This window comes from Hyphomonas sp. KY3 (assembly GCF_017309975.1).
Taxonomy (GTDB): Bacteria; Pseudomonadota; Alphaproteobacteria; order Caulobacterales; family Hyphomonadaceae; genus Hyphomonas.
Map to the genome: position 1 here is coordinate 3385953 of NZ_CP022271.1, position 23849 is coordinate 3409801.

A 23849-nucleotide genomic window follows, 5' to 3' on the forward strand; every position below is an offset into this window, starting at 1 on the left:
GGTCAGGTAAGCAAGCCCGGTGCCGCCGTCCAGCCAGTATCTGCCGACTGGGTCAATCGCATGGCCGCCAGACGTGCCAGTCGCAGGGTGACGGCCTTGCGCCGAGCTGCCGACAATTTGTCTTCTGGCGCCGCCCGAACTACCGCCCCGCCAAATGCGTCGGCCACGATCAAGCCGGTTTCATCCGGGATCAGATCGTGCGGAAAATCGTTGGCGACCGCGAAATAGAGTTGGTCGCAATAGGGCAAATATTCCGGCCATTTAGAATCCGCGCGGAAATCAGCAATTGAGGATTTCACCTCTACGATCCATATCTCACCGGACAGGCCAATCACCGCGATGTCCGCTCGGCGATTGTTGGCTAGGCTCATTTCCGTCACGCCAAAAAAACCGAGCCCGCCGAGCAAGCGCCGGGTTCCTCGGACGATTTCGCCCGCCCGCGTGTCCGGAACACCAAGATCTGCCAGATCCGTCATGAGTCCTTCAATTTTGTTCGCCCAATGTTCCGAAAACCGTAAGGTCGATGCCACCTACAGGTCAAGCCCGCGCTGCGTCGGTGATCGCGCTCTCCATAAAGTGATTGAAATCGGGAACGAATCTGATCCAGCGCGCGCTCTTGCCCGTAGAGACTGTGTTAGTTTGGCAACAAGCCACCTCGCAGAAGGAGATGACCCGTCATGGCAAACGCCTATAGCTCCAATGGCCCGGCGGATCGATCATACGTCAAGAAGGCCATGAAGACCCCCATGCTGGAAGCCGAGCATGAACTGGAACTGGCCCGGCGCTGGCGCGAGGAAGAAGATGAACGCGCACTTCATGAGTTAACTCGCGCCTATCTCCGCCTTGTCATCGCAATGGCCTCGAAATTCCGCCATTACGGCCTTCCCATGCCGGACCTCGTCTCCGAAGGGAATGTCGGCCTGATGATGGCCGCGGCCCGCTTTGAGCCCGATCGCAAGGTGCGCTTCTCAACCTATGCGAGCTGGTGGATTCGTTCTTCCATTCAGGATTTTGTGCTTCGCAACTGGTCTATCGTACGAACAGGTACGACCTCTTCACAGAAATCTCTCTTCTTCAACTTGCGTCGCCTGCGCGCCCGAATCGATGATACTGGCGACGGTGTGATGACCAAGGAAAACCGAACCTGGATCGCCGAACATCTCGGCGTGCCGGAACGGGATGTCGAAAACATGGCGTCGCGCCTATCTGCGTCTGACCGATCCCTGAACGCACCCATGGCCGTTGATGGCGACGGTGAATGGCAAGACTTGCTGCCTGATGCCGCGCCGATTCCGGAGCAACAGGTGATGGAATCGCGCGACTCGACACGCCGGAAGGAGTGGATCGCCAATGCGCTGAAAGCACTTAACCCCCGCGAGACGCACATCATCATGCAGCGACGCCTGTGCGAAGACTCCGTCACGCTGGAAACGCTAGGCCACGAACTTGGAATCTCCAAAGAACGTGTACGGCAGATCGAACATCAGGCACTTGGCAAACTGCGTCGCGCGCTCGAACGTATTATGGGAGACCCGGACGAATCCGGCCTGCTGCCCGGCACCTAATTGGTTGGAGCTTCCACCAATTCAAAATTGAGCGGGTGGGATATTTCCATCTCGTCCCCTCGCACATAACCGCGCGCCAATACACCCAGCCCCAGCGTCTCCTGGCACAAAGATGCCGCGGCCGTCTGGATCTGCAGCCGGAGTGCCGAGTTCTGCAGCGACAAGTCACAGACTGCACCAAACCCTTCAGCTCCCCGCATGCCGGATACCTGTCCGCGCACGAGCTGGAAGCCTTCATAAGCCTTCGGTAAATCGCTGGCATAGGGAATGCGGTATTCCACAGCACGCCACAGGCCGATCTCCTCGCGACGCGCATCACGCTCAAACTTCAGCAAGGGCGCATTTGCCGCCGCAGTGTCCGGGTAAACACGCACGCGGGCCCCGCCCCTCTTCACCATCTCGGCGTTAAGCCAGAGCGTCGGCCCAAGCGCGTCAACAGTCTGGGCATGAGCCAGTGCCCGGTCGTAGCGGTCACGCGTCAGGCCCCCATAGTGGAGCTGGACTTCCCGGCCGAGCACCATGTCTTCCATCATGCGCTTGGACTCGGTATGATAAGGTTGTGGTGCGCGATCCCGGTAACCTCCCGAAGGCGCCTCGATCCCGACTAGCCGCACGCTTTGCCCGGTATCGAGAACGATCGTGTCACCATCAACAACGCGCACAACCCGGCCGCGCTCTCCCGGCTCCAGACTGTCCAGCGGACCCGGCGCACCGCACGCAACAAGGGTCATGCAGACCACCAACCCCACCTTCAATCGCGCCATACCACTCGCCCATCCTCAGCGTCGCAGCGTAGAGCCGCCAATTGGCGACTTCAATCCTTTCGGTTATTCCCGTATAGCCGACCCTACTCAAGCGGTCCCGTAGCTCAGCAGGATAGAGCAACAGATTCCTAATCTGTAGGTCGCGCGTTCGAATCGCGCCGGGATCGCCATTTTATCGAATAATAACAACGAGCTGAGTATTTGTAAAAATCTATTTCCAAGTCCGACGTAGCAGTTGGAAGCATATTGGAAGCAGTGCGCTCGATAACAAACACAACCAGGCAAACGGCATTTGGAGACAGCGAAGGTCTTCAATTGCTGCGCAAACCCGCGGTCGGTGGTCGCTCCGCGTGCACAGCCGCTGCAATTAGAAGAGGGGTGGATTGGAAGATGAATTCAATTTATTCAAGAATTTGGCGAGTTAGCGTAAATCGCTTCGTTAGCCTGCGCCCTAGAGTGGGGACATGGGCAAAGATCAAACAGGGGGAGGGTGATGATGCAGTTGCTTCACGTGTCTGATATTCATTTTAAGGGAAAAGCAGCGGGCACAGAAACCGATCCGGAAAAGATGTACCAAGAGCATATACTTCACGATGTGGCTCTTCGCACAGGAATTCTGGGGAAAGTTGACGGGATATTGGTAACTGGCGACATCGCATTTGCCGGCAAAAAACATGAATACGAAGCTGCTTCGAACTGGCTAGATTCACTCGCGGCAGCTTGTGGTTGTAGCCCAAGCAACGTTTATGTCGTGCCTGGAAATCACGATGTCGACCGCTCGGTGGTTGCGAAAAACGCGGCGGTTTCCAATGCCATTGAGGCCGTCTGGTCGAAAGCTGGATCAGATCGCGAAAACGCTTTGCGGCGGCAGCTGGAAGATCCAGAGACAAGTGCAGCAATCCTCAGGCCGATTGCTGCGTACAACGAGTTTGCGCGTGCCTACCAGTGTCAGGTGACTTCGCCGAGACTCAGTTGGGAGAATCCCGTCCGTATCGATGGTGAAACAGTACTCAATATACGGGGCCTTCACTCTGCCTTGCTGTGTGGGTGGAAGCCGAACGAAGAACAAAATCAGCTATACCTAGGCCCAGTACAAAGCGGAACAGTGCCGTCGTATGGAACGATAAATCTCGTCCTGGCGCATCATCCGCCGGAATGGATGGCGGATCGCTTCGAACTGGAGGACCGGTTGCTAGCCGGACCTAACATTGCGTTGTTCGGCCATGAGCATCGTCCCAGCGTTTCCCAAGGTGAATCAGATTGCATCCTGATTCGAGCTGGGTCGGCTAACCCAGACAGAAGAGAAAATGGCTGGCAACCCGCATATGGTTGGATCCATATTTCTATGGAAGGAACAGAGCCGGACAGAAAGGCAAAAATTCGAGTTCGGCAATTTGCCTGGCAACGTTCACCAGCTGGCTTTGTTGCAAAGAAGTATCGAAATGGGAACACTGAAAGCGACTTCAAAGACTACTTACTCCCTGTGTCGGGAACCAATTTAGTTGAGTCAGATTCGGAACAGGAACAAGCTGATTTGGTGCGCAGCCGAACATCCAACAATGACGCGTCCAAGATAACTATGAGTGATAGTCCCACCCAACGACCGGACATTCGTTCGATGCTCTTCCAGATCTGGCGGTTAGACTACGCTGATCGAAAGGAGATATTGTCCAATCTGGGGCTTGGACAAGACATACCCACAGAGAACGAAGATGCTTGGGTTGATACGTGCTTTCGGGAAGCTATTGCCAAAGACTTGTTGGCTGAATTAGGCGCAGCAATCGCCAAGAAGGATAGGGTTTAATGGATAAAACGAAAATACACCCGGATTTCGCGAAATGGTACAGCGAAGTTGAGTTGGAAAAGGATAGTGATCGACTTGTTTCGCGTTGGGAGGGCATCTGCGATCTGTTGGAAAGTCCACCTGAGGGGCTTGCTGAAACGCTATTAGAAATCGTGCTTGGATTTGAGACCGCCCCAGCCGATAGTGCCCTACGTATCCCGTTTACGGACGCTGACAAGTTCTTTAATGCTTCAAACAATGATCGCGAGATGGCGATCCTTGCCGAGGTCGCATTGTGTTTGATGTGTGACCCAGGTGGAGATTACGCCGGGAAAAATATAGTTGCCCCAAAAACTCTGGCGGCCCTCTTTCCCCGCAATGTGCCGCCACGCTTTGTGACGGGGCTTCCTGAGCAGATAGGCGGCTATGTGGAGCAATTGGGAGAAAGCGTACGTAGTCGTGGGCTCCTGATTCCACCGAGGGCAATAACGTCTGTAGACTTGTCCAAAGAATTAGAAAGCATGACAGATGCCGGGCTAGATCAGCTAAAGGCAATGTTCGAAGGGTTAGTTAAGAAGGTTAATGGGTCGATATCGTCAGTTGATCGACGTATTACCAACTATGCCGCCAAAGTGAATAAGCATATCGACCAGAAAGACGAAGAACTTGACATTTTGTGGTGGCTTACTGATGGCGTAAGCCATTCTTTAGATAAGCAGATTGGTCGCCTCAAGCTTGGCTTTCGCGCCATGGTTGTGGGTGCGGAATTGGCGAAAATGACCAGGTTTAACCCTGGACCGGTTGGGGTTCGCGGGATCATTCAAAAAGTTTGTGAGAAATCGACGTCAAAGAAACTTACCATTCCAGAGGCGCTAGCCGCTTGCGACCGATCTTGGTTGGGCAAGTTGGTGTCCGGGGAGGCTAGCCGACTAACCCCAATCAATTTTGCGATAGCAAGGTGTATGGAGGTGGGTGAAGGAATCGATTGGGTGCCGTCTTGGGCTGGCATATGCTCGCTAGATTCGGACCGTCAGTATACAGAAGTCGAAATTGCATCCCAGTTCTATTCTGAGCGCATGGCCTTAGGGCTATATGGGGGTGACGAGTGACGGAAGCCCAAACGGTCGATAGGAGTTGCTCAGATTCTGATTGCAAAGTTTCCGAAACAGGAAAGTGCGTAAATGATCTGCCGTTAGATCAATGTCCGCATTACCAACAAAAAAATGAGGTGCCGCAAATCGAATCATCTCTGGTGGGTCACCGTCCAGAGAATGATGCCGTGCATGGCGCTGTAAAGCTGAACGACGGGCGGCCACTTCTCCCCGCACGAGCCAATTCGATTTTGCGTCAATCTCAAACGACAATAATAGGATTGGTTGGTCCACCAGATTCGGGAAAAACAAGTCTTATTGCTCGCGTCTATGATGATCTTCAATATGCAAAAGAGGGTGGGCCTCGGTTTGCCTCCTCTAGCACTTTGGTGGCATTTGAGGAAATCTGCTTTGGACTACGAGCAGCCTCCCACGCGGAGAAGCCATATATAAGCCGCACGCCGGTTGCGGCGGAGCCATTCTTTTATCATCTCGCACTAAATGACGGGACACGGGCGTTACCTTGTACATTGCTTTTGGCCGACCGGGCTGGCGAGTTGTATCAGAACCTAATTGATACCCCTGGGAGCGCTGGAAGTTACGTTGAGCTGAATCGAGCCGCGATCTTGAATTTGCTTGTGGACGGAAAGCGGCTATCGGAAATTGCTACTCGAGCTAGCACGTTAGCCTCAGTCCGTCAGATGCTTGATGTATTATGTGAGACGCGAGACATTTCGGAGAATACTAGACTCAACATTGTATTAACGAAGTTGGACCGAGTTCGGTCGGTTGGAGTGGAGGCCGAAATTGACGGCGCACTCAATTCAATTGTCGAAGCGTCGACGAGGAGATATCGCAATGGATTTAACGAAATTCGAATTCACAAAATTGCGGCTATCCCAGAATCTTCGGACGCTGAAGACGGCGAGGGAGTGCGAGGTCTTGTAGAGGATTGGATTTCCGGTATGACCGGAAATCCAATGGTAACGCTGTCTAACAAAGCACATTCTGCCCGATCCATGGGGCGGATTTCTAGGGAGCGGCTGGATGATTGAAGAAGGCTCCACAGTGGCCGTATGCGGACTGCCTGGCTCTGGAAAAACTACTTATCTAGCTGCCCTTTGGCATCAAATTGAATCCGGGGAAATTGACACTCAGTTCAAGCGAGGCGCTTACCGCTCTGAATACGGTTACATCAATTCGCTCCGGAATGTTTGGCTTGAAGGGCGTGAACAAGTTCGAACGGCTCAAGGTAGCCCTAACAACGTGAAGCTGGATCTCATTGGGCGAGAAGGAGAAAACATCGCATTGAATTTCCCTGATCACTCCGGTGAGGTGTTTTCCTCAATTTGGGCGGACCGTGAATGTGATCAGACACTTCTTGATACCCTTCAAACTTGTTCGGGGTTGATTGCTTTTGTCAATGTGAACAATTTTAGAAAGCCCATAAAATTGGCACGCCTTATTGAGCAAGCTCGATCGCTAGAGGAATTGCAGGGCAATTCTGAGGCCCTTCCAGAGTCGGGCCAAAACGTGGCGCACAATCAGGAGGTGTGGTCACCCAGCAATTCTCCACATCAAGTCATGATTACTGATATCTTACAGTGTATCTCATCGGCGCCAATCAGCGCTCCGATTCAAAAAGTCGCCATTTTTCTTTCAGCGTGGGATCTGGTTTCAGACCAAGGTGTGTCGCCAGAACAGTTCTTGACACAGAATATGCCACTTTTGAGTGAGTATCTCGGAGGAGGCGAATCGGGGTGGGATTATCAAGTATATGGATTGAGCGCGCAGGGTGGAAAATACAGGTCTCATGATTCTGAGGACCCGCTATCTCCGCAACTCGAAGAGCTTATGAAGCTTCCGAAGCCATCCGAGCGAGTAAGACTAATTCTCGGAAAGGATGATATGAAGGATCTCTCCAGTCCGCTGGAGTGGCTGTTGTCGTGAGGGAGGCTCTGCGGTTCACATTGAATCAAGCGTTTCATGGCTATAATGACGGCCATCGAATGCTTGCGAGTTCAATTCCGCTAGCGCCCGCGGATATGCGGCTTATGGCATATATGAGCGATCGGGCCGCAGATTCTGGAACCATACCGCAGCGGGGGTATATTACGGGATACCCCTTGGTCGAAGCTGGAGCCTATGTATTAGCTCGAACCTGGCCCGCAATTGAAGTTAGCCGACCTGGCAGCGTTTGGACGCACAGTTTGTTGGTTGATTTTTCAGATTTAGGTCAGATGGAAGAGCTTGGGGTATTGCTGGCTTATCACAGGCGTGCACAACTTGGCGACGGATGGCTTGACTACTCTAAACCCGTTCATTTCTCTGAACAAAATTTAGATCCGCATCTGGCTATTTCCACTACGCTCGCTCGAAAGATAATTGAAATTCTTTATACCGAGTATTCCGAAACTGTAGTTTTGGATGATGCGCGCGATCCACATCTAGAGGCGACCTTGATGGCGGTGTGGAGCCAACAGTGGCCAAGACTAAGAAGATCATTACGGTTTTGTACATTTACTGAACGCAATCGCACTCTGCCAAATATGCAGTTCGATTTGATCGTGACGGACGCAAAGTGGCGCTCTTCCGGCCAACACGGAAGCGAAATTTTAAATGAAGACTCGGGGTCGTGGCTTGATCTGGCTATCTCTGACTTAGTCGGGCAGGTCACGGGGTTTCGGCAATTTTTGAAACGAGCAGCTAGTGATATCAGCAACGGCAGGCAGAGGTTTTCAGAGTTATGCCGTTTGTATTCTGTCCTGTACGACCGCACAGTATCTTACGAGTTGGTGCCTGCTTTGGACTTTGTTCTTGGTGAGTTAACCCCTCAGGAAGGTAGATTTCTAAGATCTCAAACAATGCTGTTGGCGTCCAAGCATATTGATGAGTTGGACTCAAAAAGAGTTCTGGCGCTGGCGGATGGATTGGGTGAGCTCGCGATCACCGAACTAGACTTGGTTGGCTTACAGGTGGCGACGAAAGTTTGGGCTATCGATCCTAGTTACTTTGATACTGACGAAGAAATTCCGTTGTTGCGATATTTCGATAGAATGCTTGAGACTCTGCCCGGTAAGGCAGTAATAGACGGTCTAATCGCAGCACCTGGTTTGTTGCCAAAAGTGTTGCTCAGCAAGCCAACTATATTGGAAGACCAGCGAGTGTGGGATGGCGCAGTAGGAAGCGCTGCAATCGACGCAGTGGCAAGCGTACACGATGCCGAAGCTATGAAAGGCGTTTTATATGCACTGGTGAAAGCGCAACGACCAGAGCTCGCAGAACAGTTGTCGCTCAGGGTAGAGCCCGGCATAGTGGCGAAGGCCGCGCTTCAGCTAAGTTCTGACGTTTCATCAAGAATAGTTCTCTCTACATTAGAAGGGGCGCTAAGGCATATCGGATCGAGCGATCGACTGCTGAATTCAGTCCTTGAGGAGTGGGTGGGTCCAGTTTCCAAAAGGGCTCTACATGTTTTGGCTCGGCGTTGTTCTGATGTTAGAAAAATCGGTAACGGAAATAACCGTAGCGAAGACGCCTTGTTGCGTGCCTATACGATTTCACGAGGTGATCTTGCTCGCCGAGAAGAATTAGACTTCTCGATATGGTTTTATTTGCGTGCCCATTTTTCTTCTGACGCCTGCGTTCCTGATCTGATCAAAGCTTCATTCGATTTAATACTTAGAGGCATTCGGCAAGACGAACTAACAACTTCGCAATGGCGAAGGGTTGTGGGCAGGAATTCTCGAACCTCGATGTGGGAGTGGTCTCGAGAGCGACCCTTCGTTCGGAACACAGCGGAATTGATCTGCAAACATCAAGTTAAAATTGATCAGCTTGCTGATATTACAAGCTCTCCGCAAGACATGTTAGCCCTTCTAAAGGCAATCAGCTACAAGAGTGCTGGTGTAAAATATTTGAAATCATTGAGGCGGGAGCTGAGTAGTAAGAAAGGCATCGATACTGGGCATTACGACCTTATTCGTGAATTCATTCGGGATATTTAGCGCTACTTTTGATCCCTCTCTGAACAATATTGAATGGGTGCTGATCTGCTCTTGTGAGAGTCGTGCGATCAGCAGGTATCAGGAGAATCGAGCCAGCCATAGAGCTCTCTTGGCTTCGAGTTTTGCCAAGAACTCTTCTCTGCAACTCTTAATCCGTTGAGATCGCAACATTGCTAAGTACGCCAGAAAAGAGTCGTAGGTTTTCTCTGTATGTCCCATCGATGCAGCGACCGACATCTCCAGTCCAAGAAGCTGATTAAAAAGCTGCTCTCGCCGTTCCTTTGCTAACTTATTCAGAATTTCTGCTTGGTCCAAAGCGCAAGATCCATCCATCGGCATAGTCCGCAATCTGTTTCTAATATCCGACCAAATTGGATTATCAGGCCAGCGCGATCGGTTCGTATCGCTTCCGGGTGACACCATGCGGATTCGATTGCAAACATTAGCTAGAAGATTGCCCAATGCGTTGCCAATCATTTCCCAGGTAGTGTTGTTGAAATAACTGTCGATCGCCTTTCTACCGGCACGCACCTCAAAGCGCCAGATCACGGTATCGGTCCCAATTTTGTATCCGGTATTTTGGCTCCAGATATCCCACCAATAAGACTTTTTCTTCGCGATCGCGTCGCGGCGTTTGTCGTAGATTCCCAATTGGATGCCCGGCATTCTTCCGACACGAACGCCAGTGATGGTTTCGCCTGCCCGATTAGTCTCCATTTCACGATAATCGGTTTTGGTGCTCTTTGAATGGCATACAATAAGGTCTGGATTGAGTTCAAAGTCTGGAATGATGATATCAAATGCGTAATCAACTCTGCTCACTCGGCAAGCGGTCGTGTTGAGCTGACAGCCGAGTCTGCGTAAGAATTCATCGCAACGTTGCTTCATCTCCGCAGCGCCAAATAAGGCGAGGGGGAGAGACTTAATCGAGACGCGACATCCCCAAGGGTCCGATCGAACGCCGTCTTTAAAAAACCAGATGGCGCCGAGAGGTCCAGTGTCCACTGTAAACTGATAACCCCCGGATGCACCGGACCCGGATATCGTAAACTCCTGGTCTGATACACAGAGTGCGACTGAGCTGTTCGAGGCGATTGCTTCAGCTTTAGCGGACTTAAAACGTTCCAACGCCTCGCTTGGTAAGAGCGTCCGATAAGACAGATCTAAGCCGTCAAAGCCGGCATGTACGATTTCATAGTTCAAAACATCACCTATGTATTTCTAGGAGGGGTGTTACAAAGACCCCTCCTAGTTAGATTGAGTGTCATGCGGCGGACTGACGGCGGCGCCATGTTGCGAGCCATGTCGTTTCGTCGTCTTGGAACAATGAAAAGCTAAGTGAGTTCTGCCATGACGGATCATCGATCGTTACGGACAGAAATTCTTCGCCTTCACGTGGGCCGCGCTTAATGCGCTGGGTCCACGCGGCACCCACCTCTACTTTAGCTGTGTCATCGGGAATAAAATATACTCGGTGCGTGGGTGCATTCGGGTTGGTAGAATTCCCGTCCTTTATGATGCTCAGCTTACCGCTGAAATTAATCGTACGGATTGTGCCAACAAGTTCGCTGAGAACATCAGTGCTATATGTTGAGCGAAATTTTCCAATCTGGGTCATAACTACTGCTTTCGTTTAGTTGCTGCAGGTTTAGTTGCTAGAGTTGCGCTTCGCGCAGAGACCGCATTCGTTTTTGAGAGCGGACAAAATTGAAAGGTGGGGTCGGTAGGAAGACCGACCCCCATTTTCAAAGAGCATCGCTCTCAAAATTCCCGTGGCGCGCGGTCAGCTCAAACACGGGCAAAAACCGAATTCAAAGTTGTTTCGGAGAATATTGGGACGTGTGAGATGCGATTCTGCGATCGATCCAGTCCTGGAGGTCGCCGCGCTTATAGCGAATACACCGGGCAGACACGCGGACGAATTTCGGACCACCTCCGCGAACGCGCCAGTTCCTTAATGTGCGGGCGGAAACGCCAAGGTGCTTAGCTGCCTGCTTTTCATCGAGCAGTTGCTCGAGATAATCGGTGCGGCGGGCTGGGTAAAATATCTCTTCCGTCATCTGTCGACCTCCTGTTTTATCAGTCGACAGCCTACTTAGCCTCTATAGCGGCACTTTGCACCAGCCTCGTCGGGGGAGAAGCGGTACGAATTCTAACTCTTCTTCCCCGGTCGGCATTTCTCGATCGCGTTCCAGATCGAAGCCCACTCGCTTGAATAGTATGGATCTTGCCCATTTGGGTCTGTCGCCATTGCAAGGGGTTTATATGTCTCAAAAAGAAAATATTGCATCTGTGTCGCGGAGTAGAGATCCTTTGATGCCAAATACTCCCGCCCCAATACGTCGGTCCAATAGGAAACCATAAGGCTGGCCCAGAACATCGCAGCTTCCTTGGTGGGGGCGCCGGTTCGAAATGCACGCATACGGTCTTTGTTTTTGAGAGTGTCTTGTTTTTCTTTGAGGTCCGCCAGTATGGCCTGGGCTTTGGACGTGAGCACTTCCAGATATCGAATGCTGGAGAATGTCCGAATGTAAGCCGGTTCTGAGTAAGCTAGCCCGCGCTCATACTCATCTCTCAGAAATTCAAACGGAGCGTCCTTCCAGAAGGAGTCGCTTACTTTAATGAATCGTCCCAGGTCCAATGCCGCGATCTGGTTCGCCCATTCCTCAATTTCGTCTGCGGGAATTCTGTCTGGGATTTGTTAGCTCAATGTCTTCTCTAACCTACTGGTCGAGCTCGAAGGTATTTGCTCTTTCGGTCGCTGGCGCTCGATGTCCGCACGAATTTTAATCTCCGCTTGTCTGATCAAGCCAGCCAAACTCATTTCGGCTTCAGACGGTTCTAAGGCTTTCGAAAGCTCAGTGCTTAGTTCATTTGTGAGCGCTTCGATATTGAGGAGAGAGGACCGGATAGCTTTCAGTGTCTGACGTTCAGTCTCTGCGGCTGACATCGGTAGGAATTTCTGGCCGGCGTGCCGTAACTGTGCCCACAACGTTTTTATGTGTTCAAAATCAAAAATGTCATGCTTGTGTGCGATGCGCGCGACAACGTCACGACGATAAGCCGCCTCAACTACATCATTGTAGAAGGTGGGAGGGGTTTGCTTTACCCACTCTTCGTAAGGAATAGCGCGTGCATCATCCGCCATCATTGGCCGCCTTAAGCATGGATCTGTTCGCGGATAGCGTATCCGGCTCGGGCGAAGATCCCGTAAACCGGCAAATCATTCCGTCGACATCTTCGAGCGCCCGCCGCGTGGTCTGATCTGCCAGGTGTGCATACCGTGCCGTCGTTTGGGCTTGTGTATGGCCCAGGAGCTTGCCGATCATGGTCAGAGAATGACCGGCCATAGCCGCGATCGACGCATAAGTGTGTCGCAAGTCATGGATGCGCACATCGCTGAGGCCTGCTTCTTCGCGAATGCGGCGCCATGGGCGTTGCAAATCGGTGATGGCCTGACCTGGAACTTTGCCGACGATCACATAGGGGTTGCCGTCAATTCGTTCGATCCGGCGCAGCTCTTCCAAGGCAGCTTTGCTCAGCAATAAGCGTCGCGGTCCGGTTTTCGTGTCAGGCAGAAACGCGGCATCTCCGACAATATAGGTCCATCTCAAATGCTGAATTTCGCGGAGGCGGCATCCTGTTAAAAGGAGTAGCCTAAAAGCCGATGCCACATGCGCTGTTTCAAGACCTTCTAAGACGCGACGATCCAGGACGGCCCATAGCGTTTCGATCTCTTCTGGAGAGAGGAACCGTTCGCGTTTGCGTTCGGCATACTTCTTGACGTGCCGACATGGATTTGACCCATCGGCCCGCAATCCCCAAAGTTCGGCCAGATTGAACATCTTCGACAGGATCATCACGACGCGGTTGGCCTGATAGGGGATCTTGTAGAGAGATTGGTGGAGCTCCGCGATGTCGGCGCGGGACACATCCTGGACTTTGAATGTGCCGAGGCGGGGTTTGATGTAGAATTCGCAGACGCGCTTGTGTTCATACTGCGTGGAGGGCCTGCACCGGACCATGACATGATCCTGGACATAGCGATCGCATAGGGCAGCCATATTTGGCGCCTTGCGCTCGATCCGGCGTTCCAGAGCCGGGTCATCGCCCATCGCGACATTCCCAAGCGTGTGTTTGGCGAGACGGCGGCCTTCATCCGGCGTGAGCGTTCCGTATGGGCCGAGGCTCATCCGGCAAGTTCGGCCACCTTTGCGGTATTGAACGATGAAGGTCTTTTTGCCCTTTGGGGAGATGCGGAGGCCGAAGCCGCGCAGCTCTGAATCCCACAAGAAGTGCTCCTTGCTCTCTGCGCGCGCGGCATCAATCGTCTTTTTCGTCAGCTTACCCATGACCTGCCTACGAAAATTTGGAAGCATATAGGAAGCAAAAAAGCGTGACTTCCAGTGACTTCTAGATAAGTCTCAGAGTCAACGAAGTCAATATTTTTCTATGTATTACAGGATGTTAGGTGTGCTCAGTGACATCGCATGACGACGCGTGACAAGGGCTGAGCGGTTTTCCTAATCTGTAGGTCGCGCGTTCGAATCGCGCCGGGATCGCCAGACGGAGTTTCATATGTGAGCGGAAACATCGCACAGCACCACTTCAGAAGATGGTGAAGTCCGTCGCAACAATGCCAGCATGCGTCCAAGTGAACAAGCATCCGACTTCTACTGCAATCTCAACACAACAGCCGAAAGCTGGAGATAAATCTGGTTCATAGTTCGCGCAAAACCGCGAAATAAAAGTTCACATTTAACGATATTTGAAGGTCGCATACGCAAGGTAAACTTCGACGTTAAATGAATTGCCGATGGGGACGGGTTCAGATGAGCGAATCCAAGACGCCAGTATTTGTGTGTCCTGAGGACCAGCAAGCCTTTGCCAAGGTGTATGAGCATGCTGATACTGCCAGCCAGTTGATTGCAGAACATGGCACGCCGCCATTCCCCAACACATTCGCGCTGATGTATGCGTATGCAGCAAAGTCCGACAACAAGGTTGTGGTTGCGGTCGACGAAATGCTGGAGCGGGGCGCGCTTTGCCAATATGAAATCGACGAAGTCTACAACATGCATTTGCGCCCTACCGACGATCACGCCAAACGCGAGAACATCGGACGGGAAGTTGAACAGCAACTCTCAAGCATCCTGGACCTTGTGGGTACCAGTATGGAAAACAGCGACCAGTTCGAAGTTGCGTTGACGCAGATTGAACGCGGCCTGTCTGATTCAAGCTCGTCAGCTGCTCTCTCCTCTGCCGTTGCGCGCCTGATGTCGGAAAGTCGTCGGATGACCGATCAGAGTCGTCGCCTCAGCGATGGTCTAATGGCCTCAATGAAGCAGATCGAACGCCTGCAACATGAGCTCGAGGCGGTTCGCAATGAAAGCATGCGCGACCCGCTCACCTCCATCTACAATCGACGCGCCTTCGACCTACGCCTCGCCGCTGAAGTTGAGGCGGCAAACAAACAGGGTTCGAGCCTCTGTCTGGCAATGGCAGACCTTGATCATTTCAAACGCGTGAACGACAATTTCGGTCACCGGGTAGGAGACGAAATTCTGAAGATTTTTGCTTCAATCGTCACCAACAACATCAAGGGCAAGGATCTCGTAGCGCGCTATGGGGGCGAAGAGTTCGCAATTATCTTACCTGCAACAGGCCTGCAACAGGCCACCCGGTTGATTGATCGCATCCGTGAACAGATGTCTGAAAGGAAGCTCGTCCTGAAGGGAACCAAGACACCCATCGGCGCCATCACGGCCTCGTTCGGCATTGCCCAGCACCAGCCGGGTTTGACCGTTAGCGGCCTGATTGAGCAGGCTGACCAGCGATTGTACCTGGCCAAGAGCAATGGCCGTAATCGTGTTCAGTCAGACGATCTGGCCTCCAACGCTGCTTGATTTGCACGCCAGCATGATCGACTTCATGATCCCGCACCCATCTGAATAAGCTGGTCTTCGGAATTCAGTATCCGTTTGAGCTCCTCTCGCGCAGCGTTGAACCTTTGTTGCGCGTCCGCAATTTCCGACCGCTTGCGATCCATATCATGCAGAACCCGTCTGGAATGACCGTATCGGCTTGAAAGCATCATCGCGTGCACATCTCCGCCCGCCTGGTCAGCACTGGCGAACTCCTCCTGCAATGCATCCAGTTGCTTCCCAAGATCGCGCAGCTCGGTTTGTACAATTGCAAGGGATTGCTCCGCTTTCTGTCGCTTCAGCGCGACGAGCTTGAGCAATTTCGGGCGAGAACCTGTCATTGGGCGCCCCCGGTCTGCTTGCGAATGCGATCGACGAAACTGATTGCAGCTGCAACGGCTGCGAAATGGTCAGGATGGATTTCCTCATCAATATCTACCAACCGGTAGATGGACCGAGTTGACGGTGGATCCCGGTAGATTGGGATATCATTGGCCGTGGCAGTTTCGCGAATCTTGGCAGCCAGATGGTCGACACCCTTGGCGACACAGACGGGTGCACGGCCCCCCTCCGGATCCCATTTCAAGGCCACGGCATAGTGTTCCGGGTTGACCATGACGACGGTCGCTGTTTTGACATTCTGCATCATCTGGTTCCGACTCATGCTGGACGCCTTCTCGCGCCGCTTCTGCTTGAGCTGAGGATCGCCTTCGCTTTGCTTCTGCTCCTTTTTAATGTCCTCTCTGCTCATCTTGAGCTTGTTGGAATGCAGCTGCCGCTGCAGCGGCAGGTCAATCGCAGCGAGGACGAACTGAAACACACCGAAGATAAGGAACAGAGTCAGCACCTGGCCAAAGGTGAAATTGAAGAAATCGCTGAGCTCCACCGCACTACTCGCATAGTAATGCTGTGCAAACCCATACAGGAACACAGCCGCTAGCCCGCCAGCAAAGAACATTTTTGCCATATCCTTCAGGAAGTCCAGCAGGCCCTTTGTGCCGTACTTCTTCTTCAGGTTTTCGGTTGGCGAAATCTTGTTGAACTCGGGTTTGATCTTCTTCGCCGAGAAGGCAATCGATTGCTGGATAACCAGCGTGGCGAGTACAAGGGCCGCCATGATCGCAAACAAGGGTATCACCTTGACCAATGTGCGCGCCAGCCAAGCTTTCGTTGCTCCGCCACCGTCGTTGAAAACGTCCGCCGCATAGCTGTCAGCGTGATACATCAATGCGGAAAATTCGCTGAACATGGCCCCCGCCACAACGGCACTGAACATGATGGCAGCGATGATAACGCCAGCGAACAAGGCAAACGTATTGGCTTCCTTGGACTGGGCGACATTCCCTTCGCGACGCGCCTCACGTCGCTTCTGTTCGGTGGCCTCGAACTCCTTCTCGCCACCACCTGATTGATCCTCGGCCATTGCCTACCTCACCACCAGCCGATCGAACCGGAGACCCGATCCATCCAGACTATCAGAATAGTTGACACCGAAATGGCCAGAAGCACAAACCCCGCTCCGATCATAAAGGGGGCGCCCACAAATGCCACCATCAGCGATGGCAGCGCCTTATTAATAAAGCCGAGCGAGATGTTGTAGAGCAGGTTGATCGCCACGAAGGGCCAAGCGATCAGCACGGCAAACTTTATGGCGTTGAACATGCCCTCAATGACAAAGGACTGATCGAACTGCGTGAGCCCCCCAACCGGAATTTCGATGTATATTTCAGCGAGTCTAACAAATACGCTGACATGGTAGTCTGCCGACAAGAGTAGGACGGCACCCGCCATGGCCAACATGTTCGAGACCACCGTCTGCGCCTCAGCATCCAGCGCAATGCCGAGCATTTGCGAAAGCCCGATCGTTTGGGCGATCAGTGATCCGGCCATGTTCAGAATCCAGATGGATGTGCGCAGCAATACACCCAGGCCCAGCCCGATTATGGTTTCCGCCCCCAGGAGACCGACAAAGTTCGCAATTGAGATATCAACAGGTGCCGTGACGATGCCGGACATGGCAAACAGGGTGGCCACGCCCAGTAACAGCGACATGCGCACACGCATCGGCACGGTCTGGTCGCCAATCCCCGGCATCAGGAATACGACAAAGGTCAACCTGGCGACGATCAGCATGAAAAGGATAATCCAGGCCGAAAGTTGTGGCCCGATTGGAAGTCCTTCCAGCATCAGACGACGCCGACGATGTACGGCTTGCTCTTGGAACCGATTTCCTCATACGCCAGAACCGAGTTGCGCACGCCCTTGCTCGCCAGAACAGTTTGCAGGAAACGCCTTCGTCGGGACGAGGTTGCCACGGAGGCAACGACACCTTTCTGAGCCATTTCGTTCAACTTGGCCTGCACCGCTGTCGTCAGTTCTCCAAACATTTCTGGAGGCAGGGCAATATCCGATCCGCCATCCTCGCGGGAGATTTCGTGCTCGTTGAACTTTTGTTCCCAATTGGTGGAGAGCTGGAGCAGCGGAAGGCGGCCTTGACCGTCCTGAAGGCGATCGACAATCTGGAATCCGAGCCGCTGGCGAACGAGTTCCACAATGCGCGACGGCGCGCTTGACTGGGCTTTGACCTCGGCAATTGTTTCAACAATCAGGAACAGATTACGAATCGACACGCGCTCCTCGAGCAGCAGGCGCAGCACTGATAGCAGAAGTTCAGGACTAACCTTCCCGGGAATGTATTCATCAAGGAACCGCCTGTTGGACGCAGCACGTTCGCTGTCGCTGATATGAGTCAAGGCATCCAGCGTGTCCAGCATAACCATGCGTGTAAAGACGAGTGTGAAGTTTGCCTGAATGACTTCAAGCATGTGAGTCGCGAGAACTTCCGTCGGCTCGACCGCTGGGATACCAGCAGCAGACAGCTCTTGCTTCTTTGTACTTGGCAACCAGCGGGCGGCTGCCTTGTAAACGGGTTCTTTGACCTTCTCACCCTGTAGGTGTGGCAGTTGCCCATCTTCCATCAACGCCAACAGCGAGCCCGGGCGCACAAGACCTGTATCTACCCGCACACCTTGAATTCGAATGCGGTATTCGTTCTTCCCGAGCGTTGGGTTGTCCGTCATCCTGATGGACGGCAGAACGAAGCCATATTCTTCTGCAATATACCTTCGAATCTTGTCGATTCGACTTTCAAAGCCACCTGCCCCCTGCAGCACCATGCCCACCAGATCTGGGGCAACCTCCAGGTGGATCTCGTCGGAGTGGATAGAGTCACCAATGACGAGGCTGGTTTTCGGCTCTTCAATTTCGCCAGCTTCCGGTTTCGCGGCTAGGTCGCGCTCCCGCCGGCGAATATAGAAAGATGCCGCCGCGAACGCCGCTGCAGCCAGCATGAAAGGAAGAAACGGCAGACCCGGAAACAGCGCGAAAATTGCGAGAATCCCCGACACGATCATCAGGGATGTGGCATTCGCGCCCAGTTGCGCGCCGAGCGCCAGATCGATTGCACCGTCCTCACGGCCTTTCGCCAGAAGCATTGCCGCCGAAACTGATACGATAACGGAAGGGATTTGGGAGACGAGACCATCCCCTACCGTCAGAATGGAGTAATTGTTCAGCGCCTGAGTGAAGCTGAGCCCGTGTGCGGCAAGGCCAAAGCCGACGCCCGCAACGAGGTTCAAGGCGGTGATGAGCAAGCCAGCGATCGCATCGCCCTTCACGAATTTTGACGCACCGTCCAGTGAACCCAGGAAGGAAGCTTCTTCCTGCTCCTTCTGACGACGGTTGCGCGCCTCTTCATGACTGATAGCGCCGACAGCCAAATCGGCATCAATGGCCATCTGTTTGCCCGGCATCGCGTCCAAAGCGAACCGCGCACCAACCTCCGCCATTCGGCCGGCGCCTTTGGTGATGACCATGAAGTTCACAATGACCAGCACCGCGAACACAACCAGACCCACAAACAGGTTTCCGCCCATGATGAACATGGCGAAGCCTTCGATGACGTTGCCGGCAGCGTCGGTACCCGTATGGCCCTGGCTGATGATCAGTTTGGTCGAGGATACGTTCAGCGCCAAGCGCAGCATCAGCGATGCCAGAAGCACGCTCGGGAATGACGAAAAGTCCAGGGGCTTTTCGATGAAGATACTGGTCGTGAAAATCAGAATGGCAAACGCGAAGGACGCCGTGAGACCGATGTCCATAACCCAAGCCGGGACGGGCAATACCATGATGAGAATAATCGCCATCAAGCCGATCGCGAGGATGGCGGTCGGCTTTGACAAATCGAAGAAGCGTGAGGTCGGCATGGCGGCCCTAATTCGAAATCATGGGGAGAACGGTATTATTAAAGAAATCAAGGCAAATGCGCGTCATGTACCCAAGCGACAGGAAGAACACGACGACGACGGCCAAAATCTTTGGCACGAAGGTAAGCGTCATTTCCTGAATGGAGGTGAGCGCCTGTAGCAAGCCAATTACAAACCCAAGCACCAGCGTGACAGCAAGAATGGGCAGCGCCATCATGGCCGCCGCCCAGAGCGCACCGCGCAACACTTCAAAGATGGCGAGTTCGGTCATGTGTGGCCGCCCTGATCAGACCGGCATCCGAAGCAATTCCTGATAGGCTTCAACGACCTTGTCCCGAACAGTCACGGCGGCATCAAGGACCAACTCGGCCTGAGCTAGCGCTTCGACCATGGCATGGGGATCCGCGCCGGACACAGCGGTCTGCATGGCTGTCTGCTCAGCCTCCTGCAGAGCAGCCTTGAAGGTCGAGAACCCCTCTGCCACCCCCGACTTTTCAGCCGGGTTTGTTGCTGGTTTGTCAGAAACCTGGGCCGGCTTGATCGAACCGAGCGCTGCGTATGCACTGAAGCTTACATTGGACATTCTGCCCCCCTTTAACGCCTGAGAATATCGAGAAGTGACTGGTACATGCTTCGCGCCTGCCGGAACGAGTTCAGGTTGGCCTCGTATCCGCGATTCGCTTCGCGCATATCAGCCATTTCAGTGACCAGCGACACGTTGGACGCTGTCACATATCCTTCTGCATCCGCCAGCGGACTGGCGGGATCATAACTGCGCTCGCCTTCGGTTTGATCGAGTTCGATGCGTGTCGCAATGAAGGCGTCCGCAGCAGTCGGTGCCTGCTCGACGGACAGAATCTTGCGGCGGTAACCGGGCGTGTCGGCATTCGAAACATTCTGGGACGAGATATCGATTCGTTTCGACTGGAGCTGCATACCGGAAACAGCCTGCATCATCGTGGCTTTGAGTGAGTCCATGAATTACCCTTTCCGACCAATGGCTGTGCGAAGGAGGTCAAGCGACTTTGTGTAGACTGAGACCGCCATTTCGTGCTGACCCTGCGCGTCGGTTGCGCGGAACATTTCGAGCTCGAGGTTTACAGAGTTCCCGTTCGGCGAGTTTGCGAAATCCGTCTCGAACGTCTTGAAAGCTGGGTCGCCGGCATCGACGGCTCCGCTTGATGCAGCTCGCGCGAGAAAGTCCTGAAAGGCTTCGACGTGTTGCGCCTTGTAATCAGGATCGTTGGCATGGGCGATATTTGTCGCCGATACTTTCTGACTCTCAGCAGCATGGCGCGCCATGGCGCTGTAAACATTCAGGACATCCAGATTGAGAATCGCCACAGAATCGCTCCTAGTTAATACTTTGGAAGAATTGCCGGGGTAATTTGAAGAAAGAGTTAACGAATAGGCGAGATCTGTTTACTTGTTGCATCCGACCCCCAATTTTCCTGATCGCCTGTACCGAATCTGGGGAACCGTCACGGAGGTATCACCGGGACTGATTCTGATTGGCGGGATCAGCCAGTTCGCCCGCCTGGGAAATGAAATTCGGGTTCGCACGCGTCAGGGTGAGGTGTTCGGAGAAGTGCTCGCCGTCTCCGGCGGTCATGTGAAAGCAATGCTTTACGGTGAATCTGATGCGATCCTAATTGGCGATCGAGCTGTGTTGGAACAGGAAGCCTATGTCGAGCCCGGTGATCATTGGCTCGGCAAGATCGTGGACTACCGAGGCACGATTTCCGGCGAGAGCGCCATAGCACCAGCCGCCAACACCACTCGCCGCCCGCTGAGAGCATCTCCCCCGGCGAACACAACCCGCAAAAGCCTAGGCCAGCGCCTTTCCACCGGGTGGATGATCACTGACACGATCCTACCGATCTGTCAGGGTCAGAGAATGGGCCTGTTTGCCGGGTCTGGTGTCGGTAAATCTACCTTCCTTGGCTCGCTCGCCGCTGGCGTGAAAGCGGACCGCGTCGTCATTGCCTTGATCGGCGAACGCAGCCGGGAAGTGAATGAGTTCGTCCACAAGACTCTGCCCAAAGAAGTCCTGTCCCGAACGGTCATTGTAGCTGCGACTGCCAATGACCCACCTGGAGCCAAGAAACGCGCCGCGCTCTGCGCGATCGCGACTGCGGAACATTTTCGGGATGAGGGGCACCAGGTCCTTTTCCTGTTTGATTCCATCACACGTTTTGCCGAAGCACATCGTGAAGTATCTCTCTCAGCTGGAGAGACTCCCGCCCTCAACGCCTTTCCACCGTCAACCGTACGCGCCATTGCCGAAGTCGCGGAACGGACCGGCCCTGGTGCGCAAGGCCAAGGCGATATTACCGCAATCTTTTCCGTCCTGGTGGCTGGATCGGATATGGAAGAGCCCGTAGCAGACATGGTCCGTGGGGTTCTGGATGGTCATATCATCCTGTCGCGGGAGATATCCGAACGCGGACGGTATCCCGCTATTGATGTCTTGCGCAGTGTCTCGAGATGCCTGCCAGATGCGGCCAAACCAGATGAAAACAGAATCATCAAGGATTACCGACGGACGATTGCACTCTATGAAGAAATCGCGCCGATGCTGCGCGCCAATCTGTATGAGCGAGGACATGACGCAGCCGGAGATCGATCCATCGAACGCTTCCCGCAGCTGGACAATTTCGTTTCAGAGCCGAATACCGGACATATTCCACAAGCCTTCCAGCACCTTCAGGGCTTGTTGGACCCAGTTGAGGCCGCCGAAAAATCCTAGCTCGACACGATGCTGAGAAACAGGTTCTGGCTGGCGGTCGATCCGAAGCCCGCCGCGTTGTTGAGCAGCGTCAAAGCCACAGATCCGGAAGAAAGCGAGGACTGGCCATTGGCGATCGAGTCCATCGTGTGAAAGCGTTGGATTACCTTGTCCATGACGTCCTCATTGGCCAAGTCTGTTATCTTGCTGATAGAAAACACGCTCAATACGCGCTCTTTCAGAATATCTGCCTGCTGGTCGACGCCCAACTGCTGCCAAGAAGTGGGCAAGTTCAGCGCTGTCTCGAAAACAGTTCGAGTCGGAACATCCCCCAGAATACGATAGAGGTTCGCAGAATCGCTCGATTCTTCTCGAACAAGGTCGCCAATCTTCGCTTGGAAATTCAGACTAAGCTTCATGTTATTATCAACATCGCCAACGGCGGACCGGAAAGAGGCCAGTTCGAAATTATCTGACAGTGTCGAAATCGTATCCGCAGACAGCGAGATTTTACCCTCACTCACCGCGAAAGTGCTGGCAAAATCTTTGTATGCCTGATTGTTCAGGCGGGTCAGGAAGGTGCTGTCGGGATCAGCCTGTTCGTCCATCACATGACGGATGTAACCGACTTTCCACTCCTCTCCCCCAAGATCAAAGGCCGTGAGAGAGATGCGGAGGAGCCGCTTGTCGGACAGGAAGTCTTCCATCGCGATTGGCGACGACATCTTTTCTTGAAAGTATTCGCGGTCGTTCTTGATACTGGCAGAGTCGGTGAACCCCTCCATTTGCTTCTCAAGCGTGGATTCCAGGAATTTCCACCCGCCATATCCTGTGATCGGGATGACCGGCTGATAGACCATGTCAGGCGACCTGCGCCTGCTCGGTAAACTGTGGTTTCAAACTAGCGACTTTTAGGAGTTCAGCTTCGATCGCAATGATGTTGCGCAGGTGGCAAAGTGCCGAATAGAAGTTTCCGCGATCTAGCATGGAGCGCAAAACGCTCAGCAATTTGCGGTCTATGGTTTCGAATACGTCATCTAGCCGAGCGCATTCTTCCAGAATGGCTGGCAGGACGTCTGCTTCGTTCAGATCGCCCGTAATGATCAATTGGATTGCGTAATACACGCGCTTGGTTGGCGTATCAACTTCTTGGGGTTTCATCGCATCGCGACAGCGCAAAATTCGAGCGTTGTCATCGACCACTCGGACAGTGGAAGGCTTGTCCCCATTCTCCAACGTGGCGCCGTTCACGACAAACCGTTCACCCGCTGCGAGTTTGAGCACAAGTCCTGACATTATTCTGCCGCCACATTTGCAGGTGAGGAAGTTTGTCCTTCCAGGCCTTGCATAATTATTTCGTTGATCTCGACCAGTTCTGTGATCTCTGCCTTGCGCGCGAGAACCTGGTAGCTGATCTGGCGGACCGACTCAGAAAGCGCAATAAGATTTCGCTTGAGCGCAGGGTCCAATTCGTTGGCTTCGCTCATCAGGTCGGTTGAAAGAATTTGCCAGAGTTTCATATTGCGATCGATTGCGTCGGCCCAGACTGCGGGCGCCGGCATTTCGACCTCGTCAACATTCTTAAGTGCCTGCGTGATGTCCTGAAACAGGGCGTATTCAATCTGTCCAGTATTGGCAGTGCGGCTCGTGACCTCACCATATGCCTTGTAAGCCAGTTGTTGCATGCACCCTCTCTAGTGTTGGTAGTAAGCGGACCCAGGCGCC

The 23849-nt window shown here is 53.3% G+C and carries 27 protein-coding genes and 1 tRNA gene; 9 read left to right on the forward strand and 19 right to left on the reverse strand.

All coding sequences use genetic code 11. The features are described from left to right. Nucleotides 1-2: 2 nt before the first annotated feature. A complete protein-coding gene (locus tag CFA77_RS16275; protein ID WP_206991577.1) occupies nt 3-476 on the reverse strand; it encodes an MmcB family DNA repair protein in 474 nt (157 codons plus the stop codon). 201 nt (nt 477-677) lie between these two features. On the opposite strand from CFA77_RS16275, the gene CFA77_RS16280 reads away from it, so the two are divergent. Next, nucleotides 678-1565: an RNA polymerase factor sigma-32 gene (locus CFA77_RS16280; protein ID WP_206991578.1), complete on the forward strand. Its 888-nt coding sequence runs from the start codon at nt 678-680 to the stop codon at nt 1563-1565. On the opposite strand, the gene CFA77_RS16285 is transcribed toward CFA77_RS16280, so the two are convergent. Continuing rightward, nucleotides 1562-2329, reverse strand: a complete 768-nt coding sequence (locus CFA77_RS16285; protein WP_206991579.1) for a thermonuclease family protein — start codon at nt 2327-2329, stop codon at nt 1562-1564. The genes CFA77_RS16280 and CFA77_RS16285 overlap by 4 nt on opposite strands. A 93-nt stretch (nt 2330-2422) precedes the next feature. Here CFA77_RS16285 and CFA77_RS16290 point away from each other — a divergent pair. From CFA77_RS16290 to CFA77_RS16315, 6 genes are all read left to right on the forward strand, one after another. Beyond that, nucleotides 2423-2499, forward strand: a tRNA-Arg gene (locus tag CFA77_RS16290). 323 nt (nt 2500-2822) lie between these two features. Further along, nucleotides 2823-4133 carry a metallophosphoesterase gene (locus CFA77_RS16295; protein ID WP_206991580.1) on the forward strand — a complete coding sequence of 437 codons (1311 nt, stop codon included), beginning with the start codon at nt 2823-2825 and terminating at the stop codon, nt 4131-4133. Continuing rightward, nucleotides 4133-5221, forward strand: a complete 1089-nt coding sequence (locus CFA77_RS16300) for a GTPase-associated system all-helical protein GASH (protein ID WP_206991581.1) — start codon at nt 4133-4135, stop codon at nt 5219-5221. The genes CFA77_RS16295 and CFA77_RS16300 overlap by 1 nt, the downstream gene beginning before the upstream one ends. Then, nucleotides 5218-6258 carry a hypothetical protein gene (locus CFA77_RS16305; protein WP_206991582.1) on the forward strand — a complete coding sequence of 347 codons (1041 nt, stop codon included), beginning with the start codon at nt 5218-5220 and terminating at the stop codon, nt 6256-6258. Before CFA77_RS16300 ends, CFA77_RS16305 begins: the two co-directional genes overlap by 4 nt. Then, nucleotides 6251-7153: an ABC transporter ATP-binding protein gene (locus CFA77_RS16310; RefSeq protein ID WP_206991583.1), complete on the forward strand. Its 903-nt coding sequence runs from the start codon at nt 6251-6253 to the stop codon at nt 7151-7153. Before CFA77_RS16305 ends, CFA77_RS16310 begins: the two co-directional genes overlap by 8 nt. Then, nucleotides 7150-9207: a hypothetical protein gene (locus CFA77_RS16315; protein ID WP_256434994.1), complete on the forward strand. Its 2058-nt coding sequence runs from the start codon at nt 7150-7152 to the stop codon at nt 9205-9207. The genes CFA77_RS16310 and CFA77_RS16315 overlap by 4 nt, the downstream gene beginning before the upstream one ends. A 78-nt stretch (nt 9208-9285) precedes the next feature. Here the strand turns inward: CFA77_RS16315 and CFA77_RS16320 are convergent, their stop codons facing one another. The 6 genes from CFA77_RS16320 to CFA77_RS16345 all read right to left on the reverse strand — a co-directional run bounded on the left by CFA77_RS16320 (nt 9286) and on the right by CFA77_RS16345 (nt 13559). Then, nucleotides 9286-10410 carry a hypothetical protein gene (locus CFA77_RS16320; RefSeq protein WP_206991585.1) on the reverse strand — a complete coding sequence of 375 codons (1125 nt, stop codon included), beginning with the start codon at nt 10408-10410 and terminating at the stop codon, nt 9286-9288. A 61-nt stretch (nt 10411-10471) separates the two neighbouring features. Next, nucleotides 10472-10825 carry a DUF736 family protein gene (locus CFA77_RS16325; protein ID WP_206991586.1) on the reverse strand — a complete coding sequence of 118 codons (354 nt, stop codon included), beginning with the start codon at nt 10823-10825 and terminating at the stop codon, nt 10472-10474. Between the two features lie 193 nt (nt 10826-11018). Beyond that, the gene (locus tag CFA77_RS16330; protein ID WP_206991587.1) at nt 11019-11267 is read right to left on the reverse strand and encodes an AlpA family transcriptional regulator; all 249 of its coding nucleotides are present in this window, start codon (nt 11265-11267) and stop codon (nt 11019-11021) included. Nucleotides 11268-11359: 92 nt separating this feature from the next. Beyond that, nucleotides 11360-11848, reverse strand: a complete 489-nt coding sequence (locus tag CFA77_RS16335; protein WP_206991588.1) for a hypothetical protein — start codon at nt 11846-11848, stop codon at nt 11360-11362. Nucleotides 11849-11908: 60 nt separating this feature from the next. Next, the gene (locus tag CFA77_RS16340) at nt 11909-12358 is read right to left on the reverse strand and encodes a hypothetical protein (RefSeq protein ID WP_206991589.1); all 450 of its coding nucleotides are present in this window, start codon (nt 12356-12358) and stop codon (nt 11909-11911) included. Continuing rightward, nucleotides 12345-13559, reverse strand: coding sequence for a site-specific integrase (locus CFA77_RS16345; protein WP_206991590.1), 1215 nt, complete (start codon nt 13557-13559; stop codon nt 12345-12347). The genes CFA77_RS16340 and CFA77_RS16345 overlap by 14 nt, the downstream gene beginning before the upstream one ends. Nucleotides 13560-14039: 480 nt before the next feature. On the opposite strand from CFA77_RS16345, the gene CFA77_RS16350 reads away from it, so the two are divergent. Continuing rightward, nucleotides 14040-15113, forward strand: a complete 1074-nt coding sequence (locus CFA77_RS16350; protein ID WP_206991591.1) for a GGDEF domain-containing protein — start codon at nt 14040-14042, stop codon at nt 15111-15113. A 23-nt stretch (nt 15114-15136) separates the two neighbouring features. Here CFA77_RS16350 and CFA77_RS16355 read toward each other — a convergent pair whose 3' ends face one another. Genes CFA77_RS16355 through CFA77_RS16390 form a run of 8 tightly spaced genes read right to left on the reverse strand, consistent with a single transcriptional unit; the run spans nt 15137 to nt 20740 of the window. Further along, nucleotides 15137-15472, reverse strand: coding sequence for a hypothetical protein (locus CFA77_RS16355; RefSeq protein WP_206991592.1), 336 nt, complete (start codon nt 15470-15472; stop codon nt 15137-15139). Beyond that, on the reverse strand, nt 15469-16554 hold the full coding sequence (locus CFA77_RS16360) for a flagellar biosynthesis protein FlhB (protein WP_206991593.1): 1086 nt from the start codon (nt 16552-16554) through the stop codon (nt 15469-15471). The genes CFA77_RS16355 and CFA77_RS16360 overlap by 4 nt, the downstream gene beginning before the upstream one ends. An 8-nt stretch (nt 16555-16562) precedes the next feature. Then, nucleotides 16563-17318: a flagellar biosynthetic protein FliR gene (locus CFA77_RS16365; protein WP_051607787.1), complete on the reverse strand. Its 756-nt coding sequence runs from the start codon at nt 17316-17318 to the stop codon at nt 16563-16565. Further along, on the reverse strand, nt 17318-19396 hold the full coding sequence (locus CFA77_RS16370; protein ID WP_206991594.1) for a flagellar biosynthesis protein FlhA: 2079 nt from the start codon (nt 19394-19396) through the stop codon (nt 17318-17320). The genes CFA77_RS16365 and CFA77_RS16370 overlap by 1 nt, the downstream gene beginning before the upstream one ends. 7 nt (nt 19397-19403) lie before the next feature. Then, a complete protein-coding gene (locus CFA77_RS16375; protein ID WP_034814684.1) occupies nt 19404-19667 on the reverse strand; it encodes a flagellar biosynthetic protein FliQ in 264 nt (87 codons plus the stop codon). Nucleotides 19668-19682: 15 nt separating this feature from the next. Continuing rightward, a complete protein-coding gene (locus CFA77_RS16380; protein WP_206991595.1) occupies nt 19683-19979 on the reverse strand; it encodes a flagellar hook-basal body complex protein FliE in 297 nt (98 codons plus the stop codon). An 11-nt stretch (nt 19980-19990) separates the two neighbouring features. Next, nucleotides 19991-20374 (reverse strand): flagellar basal body rod C-terminal domain-containing protein, encoded by a 384-nt coding sequence (locus CFA77_RS16385; protein ID WP_206991596.1) that lies wholly within the window; start codon nt 20372-20374, stop codon nt 19991-19993. Between the two features lie 3 nt (nt 20375-20377). After that, nucleotides 20378-20740 carry a flagellar biosynthesis protein FlgB gene (locus CFA77_RS16390; RefSeq protein WP_242517420.1) on the reverse strand — a complete coding sequence of 121 codons (363 nt, stop codon included), beginning with the start codon at nt 20738-20740 and terminating at the stop codon, nt 20378-20380. 82 nt (nt 20741-20822) lie between these two features. Between CFA77_RS16390 and CFA77_RS16395 the strand changes: the two genes are divergently transcribed. Next, complete coding sequence (locus tag CFA77_RS16395) at nt 20823-22145, forward strand: FliI/YscN family ATPase (RefSeq protein WP_242517421.1); 1323 nt, start codon at nt 20823-20825, stop codon at nt 22143-22145. Here the strand turns inward: CFA77_RS16395 and CFA77_RS16400 are convergent. The 3 genes from CFA77_RS16400 to CFA77_RS16410 are packed head-to-tail and all read right to left on the reverse strand — an operon-like array spanning nt 22142 to nt 23809. Beyond that, on the reverse strand, nt 22142-22984 hold the full coding sequence (locus tag CFA77_RS16400) for a DUF1217 domain-containing protein (RefSeq protein WP_206991597.1): 843 nt from the start codon (nt 22982-22984) through the stop codon (nt 22142-22144). The genes CFA77_RS16395 and CFA77_RS16400 overlap by 4 nt on opposite strands. Nucleotide 22985: 1 nt before the next feature. Then, nucleotides 22986-23420, reverse strand: coding sequence for a flagellar biosynthesis repressor FlbT (locus CFA77_RS16405; protein WP_034814676.1), 435 nt, complete (start codon nt 23418-23420; stop codon nt 22986-22988). Then, a complete protein-coding gene (locus CFA77_RS16410; protein ID WP_206991598.1) occupies nt 23420-23809 on the reverse strand; it encodes a flagellar biosynthesis regulator FlaF in 390 nt (129 codons plus the stop codon). The genes CFA77_RS16405 and CFA77_RS16410 overlap by 1 nt, the downstream gene beginning before the upstream one ends. Nucleotides 23810-23849: the final 40 nt, after the last annotated feature.